The sequence below is a fragment of the Leisingera sp. G5_S3_59_S7 genome (genome assembly GCF_054968485.1).
Genome location: NZ_JBQKUH010000046.1, coordinates 1 through 13,625, shown reverse-complemented (window position 1 = coordinate 13,625; position 13,625 = coordinate 1). Strand labels below are relative to the sequence as shown.

Here is a 13,625-nt window from a genome sequence, read left to right as displayed (position 1 = left end):
CCCTGCTGCTGCGGCCTGTTTTATGATAGGATTACGGTAGCAGCGGGTGGCAAAACCCGCGTCCTGGGGCCCTGTGCGAGCAGCATTTGCCAGCGAGGGAGGGGACATTCAAATGACACGATCCGACATTGACGGCGCGGCGCTGGAGTATGCCGCGGGCGGCGGGTTGCTGAGCCGCCGGATGCTGCTGGCCTCGGCCGCGGCGGGGACCGCTGCGGGGCTGGCGCTGCCAAAGGCGGCGCGGGCGGAGGCGAAGATACCGGAGTGGAGCAAGACCGCAGGCGCGCGGGCGCGCGGGTATGGGATGCCTGCTGCCGCTGAATCCGCGGTGCAGCGCGCCATCATCGAGCCGTGGCAGGATGTGGCGCCGGCCTTCAGCCTGTCGGGCACGCCGCACCACCGCCTGCGCGGCACCATCACCCCCAGCGGGCTGCATTTCGAGGTGCATCACGGCGGCCGTCCGGACATTGACCCGGCCCGCCACCGGCTGATGCTTCACGGGCTGGTGGAGCGCCCCTTGCATTTCAGCCTGGAGGCGCTGGAGCGCTATCCGATGGTCACTGCCACCCATTTCCTGGAATGCGCCGGCAACAGCCTGTTCAACGCAGTGATGCCGGAGCCGATGCAGGCAGGCTGCGACATGCTGCACGGTCTGCTGTCGAACACCGAATGGACCGGCATCCCTATGGCCGTGCTGATGGAGGAAGCCGGGGTCAGGCCCGAGGGCAAATGGGTGGTCGCCGCGGGCGCCGACGGGCCGAGCCTGGCGCGTTCGATCCCGATGGAGAAGCTGATGAGCGACGGGATGCTGGCACTTTACCAGAACGGCGAGCGGCTCCGGCCCGAGCAGGGCTATCCGATGCGGCTGCTGCTGCCCGGGTTCGAGGGCAACATGAACATCAAGTGGCTGACCAGCCTGTGGGTGACGGAGGCGCCGGTGCATACCAAGGATGAATCGGGGGAATACACCGAGATCCTGGCCGATGGCTCCTCAGTCCAGTTCACCTTTGCGATGGGGGTGAAGTCGTTCATCACCCATCCGTCTTCGACCATGACAATGAGCGGGCCAGGGTTTTACGAGATTTCCGGGCTGGCCTGGACCGGCGCGGGCAAGGTGGCCAAGGTCGAGGTTTCTGCCGATGGCGGTCAGAGCTGGGCCGAGGCGGCGCTGGCCGGGCCGGTGCGGCCGCAGGCGCTGACGCGGTTCAGCCTGCCCTGGCACTGGGACGGATCGCCGCTGGTGCTGATGAGCCGCGCAACCGACGAGACCGGCGCGGTGCAGCCTGCGCGCGCCGACTGGAAGGCGCGCTATCATGCGTCGAACTTCCTGCATTACAACGCCATCCAGCCCTGGCAGATCACGGCAGAAGGAGCGGTTCAGAATGTCTATCTTTAAACTCACTGCCGCCGCCCTGCTGCTGACAGCCGCCGCCGCCCGCGCCGAAGGCCCCGGGCTGGGGCAGCCCTTGGATGCGGCAGAAATTCCGTTCTATGCCACCTACGTGAAGCCCGATGGCACCGGCCTGCCCGCGGGCAGCGGCACTGCGGCAGAAGGGGCGGAGATCTATGCCGCGAAATGCGCCAGCTGCCACGGCAAGACCGGCAGCGAAGGGCCGGTGATGCCGCCGGTTGGCCCCAATGATGTCTGGGCCAAGCCCGCGGGCCGCTACTGGCCCTATGCCACCACGCTGTTTGACTACATCCGCCGGGCGATGCCGCTGGAGGCGCCGAAGTCGCTGAGCGATGACGAGGCCTATGCGCTGGCGGCCTATATCCTGGAGCGCAACGGGGTGATTGAGGCGGAGACCGCGATGACGGCAGAAACCCTGCCTGCGGTGAAAATGCCGAATCACGGCAATTTCCTGGATGTCTGGGCCAAGCAGGGGGCGAAACCCTGGTGAGGGCGGGCGGGCGTTAGAACTTGCCGTTGTCGTTCTTCCATGCGCTGCGCGGCGGGATGGCCTCAACAGTGTCCCAATGTTCCGCGATCCTGCCGTCAGCGATACGGTAGAGGTCGTAGAAACTGGTGTGCGTGCCGTTCAGCTGCCCCTCGCTGGCGCAGAGGACAAAGTTGCCCTCTGCCAGCACCCGGTGGAGATGCTGGTAGCGGATGGCGGGCGTGCCGTTCTCCGTGGCCTGCAGCGCAGACCGCAAGGCGGGCAGTCCGTCCGTCAGGTCCGGGCTGTGCTGGATGAGGTCCGCGCGGACATAGTCCGGCAGCAGGTCCAGCTGCCGCCCGATCAGCACCTGCTCCGTGAAGCGCCGCGCGAGGGCGCGGTTATCTTCGGTCTGGTCCAGGTCGGTGATTGCCGTGGCGCCGTCCTGCATCCCCCGCCCTGAGGGGTTGGGCCCGCGCAAGGCTTGGATGTTGTCCCAGTGCTCCACCGCCTGGCCGTCTTCAAACCGGAACACCTCAAACGCCGCGCGCAGGGAGGCGAAGTCGTACTCGATATGGGCAAAGGCGAAATCTCCATCCTCGAACACCCGTTTGAAATGCACCTTGGGGGAGGTTTTGGCGAGGCGGGCAAACAGCTCTGCCAGCCCCTCGCTGCCCTCATGGGTTTGCGGGTTGTGCTGGATGTACTTCGCCTCGTTGACCACGGCGGCGGCGGCGGGATCGCCGGTCTCCAGCCCCTTGAGGAGCGTTTGCAAGAGATCCTTTTTCGATGCCATCGGTGCCTCCTTCGCCATGCGGTGCGTGCTGCCCTATCCTGCCCTGCCTGCCGCGGCGGCGCAAAGGGTCAGGCCGGCTGCCAGAACCCGCGCAAGAGGTCGGCGGTTTCCTTCGGATGCGTTACCGGCAGCATGTGGCCTGCGCCGGGCACCGAGACGGCGCGGGCATCCGACAGCCGGCGGGTGAGCCCCCGGGCAATCTCTGCCATCACCGGCGGGCTGTCCGATCCGGTGACCAGCAATGCAGGCATTGTGACGGGATCCAAGGCCCCCGGCGCCAGGGTGGCGTTTTCATCCAGGTAAAGCGTGCCGTAGCTGGATGGGATCACCGGCATCGCCCGCATCATCGCGTCGCGCAGCTGCTGTGGCAGGTCGGGCCATTTCAGCTCTCCCGGTCCCCACAGGCGGTTGAAGAGCCGGGTCGTCAGCTCCAGATCGCCCGCTTCCCAGGCGGCGTCGATGGGCCGGCTGTCGGCCTCCACCGCGGCCAGCACGTCCGGGGCGTCTGCCCGGGCCACGGCAAACAGCACCGGCTCAATCAGGGTTAGGCTGCGCACCAGATGCGGGCGCGCCATTGCCATGCGCAGGGCAACGGTGGCGCCGAAGGAATGGCCAACGAGGTCCACCGGCTCTGTCAGCAGCGCCAGCCCGGCCTCCGCGTTCAGCAGCTGGTAATTGCCCTGCCCGTCCCAGTCCGGGCTGCGGCCGTGGCTCAGCATGTCGAAGGCGGTGAGGGTGATGTCCTCCGCCATCACCTCTGCCAGGCCGCGCCAGGCGCCGGAATGGGCCAGCGAGCAATGCACCGCCAGCACCTGCCGCGGGCCCTGCCCGAAGCTGCGCGAAAAGATACCGTCCAGCTGATCCGTCACGCCGCTGCCTCCGCCAGATGGGCGTCCAGATCCCCAAGCCGGTCCTGGCCCCAGAACCGGGCGCCGTCCGCCGTCACCCAGAACGGCGCGCCGAACACGCCGGCAGTGACCGCATCCTCGAGGTTTTGCGCATAGGTCTCCGCGCCGGCCAGGAGCCCGCTGTCCGCCAGCGCGGGGTCGAAGCCGGCGCCCGCGAGGCAGGCGCGGATCACCGCGTCATCCGCGATGTCCTTCTCCTCCGCCCAGCAGGCGCGCAGGATGGAATGGACCAGCTGGCCCATATCGCCGCCGCCTGCGTTTTGCGCCGCGATGATGGCATAGGAGGACGGCGCTGCGTTGGCCGGCCAATGCGCAGGTTTCAGATTGATGGGCAGGCCCAGCTTGTCCGCCTGCCGCTGCAGTTCGATCAGCCGGTATTCCTGCCGCGCCGGATGCCGTTCTGCCGGGGGTGTGCCGCCGGTGCGGGCAAACAGCGCCAGGATGTCGAGCGGCTTGCAGGTCACTTCGGCGCCGTGGCGGGCCGCAATCTGCCACGGGCGGGTCCCGGCGAGATAGGAAAATGGCGAAAGAGTGGAAAAGTAGAAATCAATTGATGCCATAGGTTGTATCTCCCGCTTAGAACTTTGCGCGACGGTAAGTGCATGATAAGCGGGGTTCAATATCACGAATCTGACACATTGCCATTGCTGCCTGGGGATAACAGCCAATGCCGACCTTGAACGAACCCAAGCTGATTGCTGGGAACGCCAACCTTCCTCTTGCCCAAGCCATTGCCCGCCGGATGAGCCTGCACCGCGGTGTTGACCAGGGGCTGGTGGACGCCCGCGTCGAGCGGTTCAATGACGGCGAGATCTTCGTCGAAGTCTATGAGAACGTCCGCGGCGAGGACATGTTCATCATCCAGCCGACCTCGAACCCGGCCAATGACAACCTGATGGAGCTGCTGATCATCGCGGACGCGCTGCGCCGGTCTTCGGCCCAGCGGATCACTGCGGTAATCCCCTATTTCGGCTATGCCCGCCAGGACCGCCGCACCAAGGCGCGCACGCCGATCTCGGCCAAGCTGGTCGCCAACATGCTGACCGGCGCAGGCGTTGAGCGGGTGCTGACCATGGACCTGCACGCCGCCCAGATCCAGGGGTTCTTCGACATTCCGGTGGACAACCTTTATGCCAGCCCGATCTTTGCGCTGGACGTCAAAGACCAGTTCAAGGACCGCATGTCCGAGATCATGGTGGTGTCCCCCGACGTCGGCGGCGTGGCCCGGGCCCGCGAGCTGGCCAAGCGCATCAACGCGCCGCTGTCCATCGTCGACAAGCGCCGCGAGAAGCCGGGTGAAGTGGCGGAGATGACCGTGATCGGCGACGTGAAGGACAAGATCTGCCTGATCGTCGACGACATGTGCGACACCGCCGGCACGCTGTGCAAGGCTGCCCAGGTGCTCTTGGACAACGGCGCCAAGGAAGTGCACGCCTATATCACCCACGGCGTGATGAGCGGCCCGGCGGTGGAACGGGTCAGCAACTCGGTGATGAAATCGCTGGTGCTGACCGACTCGATCCAGCCCACCGAAGAGGTGAAGGCCGCGCCGAATATCCGCATTGTGCCGACCGCGCCGCTGTTCACCCAGGCGATCCTGAACATCTGGCACGGCACCTCTGTGTCGTCGCTGTTCGAGGACAAGACGCTGGTGCCGATCTACGAGAACCTCTACTCGAACGGCGGCTGAGGCGGCTGTTTTCCGGAAGTTGCAAAGCCCCGCCACTGAGCGGGGCTTTTTCGTTTCAGGCGGCGGAGCGGCGGCGGGCGGTGCGCAGGGCCGCGGCCAGCGCGGCGGCCGCCATCAGCGCCAGCAGCGACGCAGCAGCACCGAACGCCCCGCCGTATCCCCACTGTGTGATGGCGGGCGTGCTGGCAAAGGGCGACAGGAACTGGCCGCAGAACACCGAGGCCGTAAGGATGGCCCCCGCCGTGCCGCGCCGCCTGGCTGGGGCCAGGGCCAGGGCAATGGCAACAAAGCCAGGGGACACCGTGGCGTATCCGGTGCCAACGGCCATCGCCCCGGCCAGGGACAGGACTGGGCTGCCCTCTTGCGCCAGCACCGCAAAGCCAATTGCCAGCGCGCTGTAGCCGGCGGCGAAAACGGCAGCATGGGGCAGCGCGCCTTTGAACCGGGCATAAAGCAGCGCGGTGAGGCCGCCGCAGAGCGACAGCAGGCCCAGCCCGGCCCCGGTCATCAGCGCGCTGTTCAGCCCTTGTCCGGCGAAGAAGAAGGGCAGCTGGGTCGGCATCATGAAGAACAGGCCGTTGGTCAGCATTTGCAGGGCCGAGACGGCAACGACCAGAACCAGCCAGGCGGGGTGGCCCGGTGCCTCTGCCTGCCCTGCCCCGCTGCCGCTGCGCCCGGGTTCGGGGGCATGGCGCCAGACGGTGTACAGGCACAGGACGGCGAGCCCGTAGATCAGGAACGGCAGCCGCGGCGACAGGGTGGCGGCCAGCCCGGCCAGGCCGATGAACACCAGCCCGCCGAAATTGCGGGCGGAGATCTGCAGGCCCGTCAGCGCCTGGCGCCGGGCGCCAGTAAAGTAGTCGCCGATCAGCGCGGTCTGCGCCGTCATGATCAGCGCCACCGCAATGCCGAGGCCGAAGCGGCTGGCCAGCATCAGCTGCAGGCCCGGCAGGTAATACCCCGCCGTGCCGCACAGGATGAACAGCCAGACCCCCGCCAGCAGCACGCCGCGGCGCCCGGCGCGGTCGGTCAGCCAGCCCGCCAGCGGCGCGGTCAGCATCACCCCCAGCGAGGGCGCTGTGACCAGCAGCCGCACCAGAAAGCCCGCATCGGGCACATCCGCAAATTCCTGCTCCAGCCCGGCCAGCGCCGGGCTGATGGTGGCGTTCGCCATCACCGTGAGGCTGGCTGCCATCAGCAGCGCGATGGCCCTGGGCTGCTGCCAAACCGCAGTGTCGTGCGTATTCATCGGGGATTTTCCTTGTTCAAACTGTTCGAGGCTGGCAGCCTGCCAATTCAAGCCAGCTTGAGGTCAAGGATGAAACTTCTGGATATTGGCGAGGTCGCGGAGCGCTCCGGCACCGCGGCGTCCGCCTTGCGGTATTATGAGGAGATCGGGCTGATCAGCTCAGCCGGGCGCAAGGGGCTGCGGCGGCAGTTCGGGCCGGAAACGCTGCTGCAGCTGTCGCTGATCACGCTGGGCAAGGCGGCGGGATTTTCGCTGCAGGAGATTGCGGGCATGCTTGGCAAGGACGGCCGGCCGGATCTGCCGCGGGACCAGCTGCATGCCCGCGCGGATGCGCTGGAGGCGCAGATCCGCGAGCTGTCCGCGCTGAAGGACGCGCTGCGCCACATGGCGGAGTGCCCGGCCCCCAGCCATCTGGAGTGCCCGAAGTTTCAGAAGCTTTTGCAGGCCGGGAGCCTTACGGCAAAGGTTTAATCGACGTCCCAGTCATCGGCGTGGGGCAGCTCGCCGATTGCCATCCAGGCGGCGCGCAGCCGGGCGGCGCGGCTGTCGGCCCAGGTGCGGAAGACGACCTCAAACCCCTCGCAGGTGATGTTTTCCGCCACCAGCTCTGCCCGGATGGCTGCGGAGGTGTCCATATCCCACAACGATACCGACACCTGGACCGCGGGCGGGCGGGCAAAAGCCGCGGAAAACTGCACCGCCCGGCGCCGCTCGCGCGGGCCGGAGCCGGTCCACATTTCGCCGCCGTCCTCGAAATCCGAGAACACCCCGACATCGCCCTGATCGACCCCTGTGCGGGGGTTGCGCAGTCTTTTCATTCCGTTTCCCAAGCGCTTAGCCCGACGTTCAGTTTATGCCATACCGCAGGAATTGCCAGCAATCAGCAGGAATGACACTGCGGCGGCTGGGATTGCGCGGGGCTGTTGCGCATCCAGCCGCCCGCTCTCCCTGCAGGTATCAGGGTGTTTTCGGGGAGAATTCCCCTCTCGCGCCAAACTCTCCCCCTTAGGGGAATTCCGCCCCTTTTGTCGCAAAACACGACCATTCCGGCGCGCAGGCAGCGAGTCCGGGGCGGCGTTGTCTGGTGTGTATCCGCATCCGCCTCGCACAGGCGATCTGACTCAAGGGAGGAGAAACCCGTGTCATCAAATGATCCGACTATCACCAAACCCGGCCTCGGGATGGCGCTGCTGCCCATCGTGCTGACGCTGGCCGTTCTGGGCGTCCAGCTGTTCTATTTCGGGGACTTCACCCCGCATATCCCGCTGGCCATCGGCATTGCCATTACCGCCTTGGTGGGGCTGCAGCTGGGCCACAAGTGGGACAATATCGAAGAAGGCGTGTTCCACGTCATCAATATCTCGCTGCCGTCGGTGTCGATCCTGATCACCGTGGGCATGATTGTCGGCATCTGGATTGCCAGCGGCACGGTGCCGACGCTGATCTATTATGGCCTCAAGATCCTGTCACCGGAGCTGTTCCTGGCCGCGGGCATGGTGCTGTGCTCGATCGTGTCGGTGTCGCTGGGCACCTCCTGGGGCACCGTGGGCACCGTCGGCCTGGCGCTGATGGGGATCGGCGCGGGGTTTGGCATTCCGATGTACTGGACCGCGGGCGCCGTGGTTTCCGGCGCCTTCTTTGGCGACAAGATCTCGCCCCTGTCGGACACCACCAACCTGGCGCCCGCGGTCACCGGCACCAACCTGTTCGACCACATCCGCAACATGCTGCCGACCACCGTGCCGTCGATGCTGATTGCGCTGGTGATCTACCTGATTGTGGGCTTCACCCTGATCGACACCTCCCAAGTGTCGTTCGAGCGGATCGACGCCATCACGGCGGCGCTGGACGAGGCTTTCTGGATTTCGCCGCTGATGCTGCTGCCGGCGCTGCTGGTCATTTTCCTGGCCGTGAAAAAGCAGCCGCCGATTCCGTCGCTGTTTGCCGGGGCTGTTGTCGGCGGCATCATGGCGATGGCGTTCCAGGGCGCGGGGCTGCATGAGACCTTCACCTTTGCCAACAGCGGCTATTCCATCGACACCGGCGTGGCGGAGATCGACCCGCTGCTGAACCGCGGCGGCATCCAGTCGATGATGTGGACCATTTCGCTGGTGCTTCTGGCGCTGGGGTTCGGCGGCGCGCTGGAGCGCACCGGATGTTTGCAGGCGATCATCGAGGTGATTATCGCGCGGGTAAAAAGCTTTGCCGGCATCCAGACCTCGGCGATCCTGACGTCTGTGGCGACCAACACCGTGGCGGGCGATCCGTACCTGTCCATCGCCCTGCCCGGCCGAATGTATGCGCCGGTTTACCGCGGCATGAAGTACTCGCCGCTGAACCTTTCGCGCGCCATTGAGGAAGGCGGCACGCTGGTGTCGCCGCTGATCCCCTGGAACGCGGGCGGTGCCTTTGTGATCTCGGCGCTGGCGCTGGGGATTGCCGACGGCAACTTTGAGAACCTGCTGTACATCCCGCTGGCCTTTGCCTGCTGGCTGTCGCCGCTCATTGGCATCTTCTATGCGATGACCGGGCTGTTCTCGCCCAAAGCCAGCGAAGAGGAGATCACCGCCTGGGAAGACAGCGGTGAGCCGGTGGCCGAGCTGACCGCCTGACCGCGCCGCGCGCCGGAGCCTCCCCTCCGGCGCGCATTTCAAAGTGAACACCCCATCTGTTAGGTTAATGATATGACGCTCCGCAGCTTTGTCCCGAAGGGTGCGGCCAGTTTCCGGGTTGATTACGACGGGCCGCCCAAAGACATCTACTTTCTGCTTCTGCCGAAGCTGACCATGCTGGCGTTCAGCGCCGCGGTGGAACCCTTGCGGATCGCCAACCAGGTCACTGGCAAGGAGCTGTACCGCTGGTTCCTGATCAGCGAGGACGGCGCGCCGGTGCCCTGCTCCAATGGTATTGAAATCAACACCGGCCTGGCGCTGGAGGACCTGCCCCGCGGCAGCTTTGCCTTTGTCTGCTCCGGCATTGAACCGTCGGACAGCACCAGTCCCAGGACGCTTGCCTGGATCCGGCGGCAGAATGCGCATGGCAGCCGGTTTGGCGGCATCTGCACCGGTGCCTTTGCCCTGGCCCAGGCTGGCATCCTGCAGGATCAGCGCTTTACCCTGCATTGGGAGAACCAGCCCTCGTTCTCTGAGTACTTTCCGGGGCTGGAGCCGACCGCGAACCTGTATGAGATCGACAACGGGCTGATGACCTGCGGCGGCGGCAATGCGGCCACCGACATGATGCTGGAAATGATCGAGACCGACCACGGAAAGGATCTGGCGGTGATCGTGTCGGACATGTGCATCCACTTCCGCTCCAACAACCGGGAGGCGCTGCAGAAGTCGGCCTATTCCGTGGCGCTCAGCAGCCGCAACCAGCATCTGATCAACGCGATGCAGTTCATGCATGACACCATCGAGGAGCCGGTGGAGATCGGCGTGGTGGCGGAGCATGCGCAGATCTCGCGCCGGCAGCTGGAGCGGCTGTTCCAGCGCTATGCCGGCACTTCGCCGGTGCAGTTCTATATCGAGCTGCGGGTGGGCCGGGCGCTGGCGTTGCTGAATGAGACCAATATGACGGTGGCAGAGATTTCTGCCGCCACCGGGTTCAGCAGCGCCACCCAGCTGTCGATCCGCTTCAAAAAGCGCTACGGCCAGTCGCCCGCGTCCTTCCGCAAGAGCTGGGCAGAGAAAGCGGCCAGGGAGTAATCCCGGCGGCGGGCTATTTCTCCTCGCAGGCGAGCGCCGCGCTGAGCTCCGAGATCTTCTCAAGCCGGGCTGAGATCCGGTCCTGGAACTGGCCCAGCTCGTCGATGATCGAGTTCAGCGATTCCCCCACGTGGCCCAGCCGCGCGCATTCGATTTTGCACAGCACCCGGGTGGTGGTCAGCGCCATGAAGTGCCGGTGCAGGGTCAGGCAGGCCTTTTGAATGCGGCCGGCCTCGAACCGGACGTCCTGCAGGCTGGCCCGGGCCTTGGTGAACTGGGTTTGCGTCAGCTCCGACAGGATGGCCTGCTCGCGGGCGATGTCGGTGGAGGCACTGCCGTCTTCCTGATCCAGCTGATGGCCGCATTCGGTAAGAATGCGCGCCAGGCCTTCGACAAAGATCGCTGCCGTCACGGTGCCCCTGATGGCCCGGAAATTGCTGTTCTTGCCCCAGACATGGGCCTCGAACCAGCTCGACATCTCACGCGACATGGAACTGTAGTTCTGGGACAGGACGGTGACCGGCCCGCCCGCGGGTTCGATCCGCGAGGCGATCACCCGCAGGTTATGGGGGATGGTGCGCATGGATTCGAACTCCTGCACCAGCGCCTCAGTCTCCTGCACCAGCTGTTCGGCGGTGGAGAACATGGCGCGGCGTTCCGCCAGCCGCGCCTCTGCCGGGCGCTGCAGCCCGGCGTCGCGCGCCAGCAGCTCCTCCGCCAGGGCGTGGCCCGCGAAATCGCTGTAAGTGGCAAAGCCAAGCTCCCGCAGGCGGTCCAGCAGGCGCGCGGCGCTGTCCTCGGGGCTCAGTCCTTCGGCCTGTTCCGCCTGGCGCAGCCGGCTGTATTCCTTTTCAACTGTCCGCAGCAGCGGGCTGGTCGGCTTGATCCGCGCCGACAGGTAACCGCCGTCGCAGGGGGTGACGATGGCGAAGACCCAGTAGAAGCTGCCGTCGCTGGCGCGGTTCTTGACATAGGCGCCAACGGTGCCGCCGCCCTTGATCGTGTCCCACAACAGCTGGAACACCGCGCGGGGCATGTCCGGATGGCGGATAATCTTGTGCGGCGCGCCCAGCAGCTCTTCCAGCGGGTATTTGGCGACCCGGCTGAACACCGCGTTGCCGGCCCGGATGACGCCGCGGTCATCGGTCCGCGAAAAGAACACTTCGTCCAAGGCAAAATGAGCCTCTTTGCCCGTGGTCTGAGCAGTCAGCGTGCGGTCTTCAAAGGACACGTTTCAGTTCCTGTCAGTGATTGTTTTATGCTGGCTTATGTGTACCGGGCAGTGCTTTTCAAATTGCTAATGAGGCACGCGCCGCTCAGATTTTCCGGCAGCGCCGGAGCCGGCAGCTAAGCCGCTGCCGGCACGCGCCGGATCAGGCAGCGGCGCCCTGTGCCTGCGCCCCGCCGGTGCTCCGCAGCGCGGCGCTGCTGTCCTGCAGCGTCACGCCCAGGCTGTCCAGCAGCGGCAGGCGGCGGGCGGCGAAATTGCCGGCCCGGGCGCGCAGCAGGGCAAGGTTCTCTTCCTCGGTTTCCAGCACCCGCCCCTCATGCTGCAGGCGCTGGCCCTGCGGCGCCAGGATACGCCAGGCCAGCCCGGCCCAGTCCGCCGGGGTTTCCAGCCCCTCGCCGCGGGCCATCAGGAACAGCTGCTCAAGCCGGTCAAACTCCACCCCGCCGCCGGTGACAGGCGAGGCAAGAAAGCGCAGCGCCTCGCTGTCCTCAGCCCGCTTGCAAACGGCCAGGTTGAAGGCACGGCAGGCGGCAGCGCGTTTGTCCAGCCCCTCGGGCGGCAGGCAGGGTGCGATGCAGCCGGTGCCTGCCAGCGCTGTCAGCATCAGGGTGATGCTGCCCCAGTCCATGGTTCCGAACACGCCCTGATCCAGCAGGCTGCGCACCGTTTCGGGGCCTTTGGCCAGCGCCTTCAGCACCGGCCCGTACTGCGCCTGCTCCAGCGGCAGGTCCTTGCCGCGGTGATTGAACCTGAGCGCGCCGCCGCTGTAGGAGCGGGTCAGCGCAAACGGCGTTGCAAACCAGGCGCCGATTTCGCCGCGCGGGGTATGGGCCAGCTTGCCCTTCACAAAGATGTCGGTGCGGAAATGCTCGTTCATCAGCACGTCCCGCAGGCCCTCGCGGCGGTCCGGGTCCGGCTCAGCCTCCAGCAGCGCCTGCTGCTGCGGCGTGAAGCGGATGCTGTCGATATTGTCGAGCGGATGCGCCGAACCGGCAAAGTTCAGCTTGGCGCCCGCCAGTTCAGCGGCCAGATCCTCGAAGTGGAACGGCGTCCAGTCCTTGTTGAAATACTCATGCGCCAGATAGTTGGCGGGCATCGCCTCCATGTGCTTGAGCCGCTTGGCAGCGGCGGGGTTGCTGGCAAAGAAGCCTGCACCGGCCGCGCTCAGCTGGCGGGCGAAGTCCATGGCATCCTGGATCCGCTTGGTCAGCGGGCCGCTGCCCTGCTCTGCCCGGCCGGCCAGCAGGCGGCGCAGCGGCATCGCAGCGGCCCAGCCCGGCTGCGCGTTGCTGCTGACATAGACCAGCCCGCCCGGCCGCAGCCGCTCAGAGATGAAGCGGACGATATGCTGGCGGTTTTCGGCGGAGACCCAGCTGTAGACCCCGTGCAGCGCGATGATGTCAAAGCTGTCCGGCAGGTCCGGCGCCTGGCCGAAATCCGCGAAGCTGCGTTCGTGGAAATGGACGTTCTCCAGCCCGGCCTCCTGCGCCAGTTCGCGGGCGCCGGCGATATGCGCCGGGCTGAAGTCCATGGCGTGAAAAGAAATATGCGGGTTCGCGGCCGCCAGCAGGTTGGCCGAGAAGCCCTGGCCGCAGCCCAGCTCGCAATAGCTGAGCCTGTCCTTGCCGAGTCCATGCCTGTGGCCCTGGCGCATGGCGGCGAATTCCAGCAGGGCGGGCGTCAGCTGGCTGTGGAAATCATAGGTGTAGTCGATGCCGGCGACATATCCGGAAGTCCAATCGGTCACGGGGAATCCTGCTGGTTGGGTAAACGTCATGCAGGGCAATTTCGGAAAATTTGGTGAGAATTGGGTTAAGAGCGGAAGAATTAGCGTGGTGAGCAAGAGAAAGCGTGGAGAAGGGAAGAAGCGCCATTTGACGCTGCCGGCACACCCAGCACTTCAACGCGAGCCAAAGTCTTGTTTGAGCCCATGCACTAAATCGCTCCGCGATAGGGGTTCTGTGTGGCAGGCGTCGCGCTGAACCGGGATTTGTTTCGCGGTTTTCGATGTCGGGTGTGTGCTGTTGGTCGAGGTGATTTTACCTCGATTGACAGAGGGTTTTGCCATGACCATTCAGCATCCTACACCGACGACACCGCTTCGTGGCCGCATGATCGCGGATATGTCCGCACGCAATCTCGGACCTGCGTCGCAGACCAGCCACCT

The 13,625-nt window shown here is 65.7% G+C and carries 13 protein-coding genes; 6 read left to right on the top strand and 7 right to left on the bottom strand.

Features of this window, described 5'->3' with window-relative positions; translation table 11 throughout:
* The first annotated feature begins 112 nt into the window (after nucleotides 1-112).
* The gene (soxC, locus tag ACTRWG_RS17300; protein WP_027234869.1) at nucleotides 113-1,396 is read left to right on the top strand and encodes a sulfite dehydrogenase; all 1,284 of its coding nucleotides are present in this window, start codon (nucleotides 113-115) and stop codon (nucleotides 1,394-1,396) included.
* Entirely contained in the window at nucleotides 1,383-1,901 is a 519-nt protein-coding gene (locus ACTRWG_RS17295) for a c-type cytochrome (protein WP_027234870.1), read from the top strand. Before soxC ends, ACTRWG_RS17295 begins: the two co-directional genes overlap by 14 nt.
* Before the next feature lie 13 nt (nucleotides 1,902-1,914).
* On the opposite strand, the gene ACTRWG_RS17290 is transcribed toward ACTRWG_RS17295, so the two are convergent.
* The 3 genes from ACTRWG_RS17290 to ACTRWG_RS17280 form a co-directional block, all read right to left on the bottom strand.
* Nucleotides 1,915-2,673, bottom strand: coding sequence for a nuclear transport factor 2 family protein (locus tag ACTRWG_RS17290; RefSeq protein WP_027234871.1), 759 nt, complete (start codon nucleotides 2,671-2,673; stop codon nucleotides 1,915-1,917).
* Between the two features lie 68 nt (nucleotides 2,674-2,741).
* On the bottom strand, nucleotides 2,742-3,542 hold the full coding sequence (locus ACTRWG_RS17285) for an alpha/beta fold hydrolase (RefSeq protein ID WP_027234872.1): 801 nt from the start codon (nucleotides 3,540-3,542) through the stop codon (nucleotides 2,742-2,744).
* The gene (locus ACTRWG_RS17280; protein WP_027234873.1) at nucleotides 3,539-4,141 is read right to left on the bottom strand and encodes a 2-hydroxychromene-2-carboxylate isomerase; all 603 of its coding nucleotides are present in this window, start codon (nucleotides 4,139-4,141) and stop codon (nucleotides 3,539-3,541) included. Before ACTRWG_RS17280 ends, ACTRWG_RS17285 begins: the two co-directional genes overlap by 4 nt.
* Before the next feature lie 107 nt (nucleotides 4,142-4,248).
* On the opposite strand from ACTRWG_RS17280, the gene ACTRWG_RS17275 reads away from it, so the two are divergent.
* Nucleotides 4,249-5,271 (top strand): ribose-phosphate pyrophosphokinase, encoded by a 1,023-nt coding sequence (locus ACTRWG_RS17275; protein WP_027234874.1) that lies wholly within the window; start codon nucleotides 4,249-4,251, stop codon nucleotides 5,269-5,271.
* Nucleotides 5,272-5,326: 55 nt separating this feature from the next.
* Here the strand turns inward: ACTRWG_RS17275 and ACTRWG_RS17270 are convergent, their stop codons facing one another.
* Nucleotides 5,327-6,520 carry an MFS transporter gene (locus ACTRWG_RS17270; protein WP_462829678.1) on the bottom strand — a complete coding sequence of 398 codons (1,194 nt, stop codon included), beginning with the start codon at nucleotides 6,518-6,520 and terminating at the stop codon, nucleotides 5,327-5,329.
* Nucleotides 6,521-6,589: 69 nt separating this feature from the next.
* Between ACTRWG_RS17270 and ACTRWG_RS17265 the strand changes: the two genes are divergently transcribed.
* Nucleotides 6,590-6,991 (top strand): helix-turn-helix domain-containing protein, encoded by a 402-nt coding sequence (locus ACTRWG_RS17265; protein WP_259972007.1) that lies wholly within the window; start codon nucleotides 6,590-6,592, stop codon nucleotides 6,989-6,991.
* On the opposite strand, the gene ACTRWG_RS17260 is transcribed toward ACTRWG_RS17265, so the two are convergent.
* Entirely contained in the window at nucleotides 6,988-7,338 is a 351-nt protein-coding gene (locus ACTRWG_RS17260) for an H-type lectin domain-containing protein (RefSeq protein WP_027234877.1), read from the bottom strand. The genes ACTRWG_RS17265 and ACTRWG_RS17260 overlap by 4 nt on opposite strands.
* Before the next feature lie 321 nt (nucleotides 7,339-7,659).
* On the opposite strand from ACTRWG_RS17260, the gene nhaC reads away from it, so the two are divergent.
* Together nhaC and ACTRWG_RS17250 are read left to right on the top strand one after the other, a co-directional pair.
* Nucleotides 7,660-9,132, top strand: a complete 1,473-nt coding sequence (gene nhaC, locus ACTRWG_RS17255) for a Na+/H+ antiporter NhaC (protein ID WP_462829676.1) — start codon at nucleotides 7,660-7,662, stop codon at nucleotides 9,130-9,132.
* A 72-nt stretch (nucleotides 9,133-9,204) separates the two neighbouring features.
* Nucleotides 9,205-10,227 carry a GlxA family transcriptional regulator gene (locus tag ACTRWG_RS17250; RefSeq protein ID WP_027234879.1) on the top strand — a complete coding sequence of 341 codons (1,023 nt, stop codon included), beginning with the start codon at nucleotides 9,205-9,207 and terminating at the stop codon, nucleotides 10,225-10,227.
* A 13-nt stretch (nucleotides 10,228-10,240) separates the two neighbouring features.
* Here ACTRWG_RS17250 and ACTRWG_RS17245 read toward each other — a convergent pair whose 3' ends face one another.
* Both ACTRWG_RS17245 and ACTRWG_RS17240 read right to left on the bottom strand, forming a co-directional pair.
* A complete protein-coding gene (locus ACTRWG_RS17245) occupies nucleotides 10,241-11,458 on the bottom strand; it encodes a PAS domain-containing protein (protein ID WP_462829674.1) in 1,218 nt (405 codons plus the stop codon).
* 142 nt (nucleotides 11,459-11,600) lie between these two features.
* On the bottom strand, nucleotides 11,601-13,205 hold the full coding sequence (locus ACTRWG_RS17240; RefSeq protein WP_462829673.1) for a class I SAM-dependent methyltransferase: 1,605 nt from the start codon (nucleotides 13,203-13,205) through the stop codon (nucleotides 11,601-11,603).
* Nucleotides 13,206-13,625 lie beyond the last annotated feature (420 nt).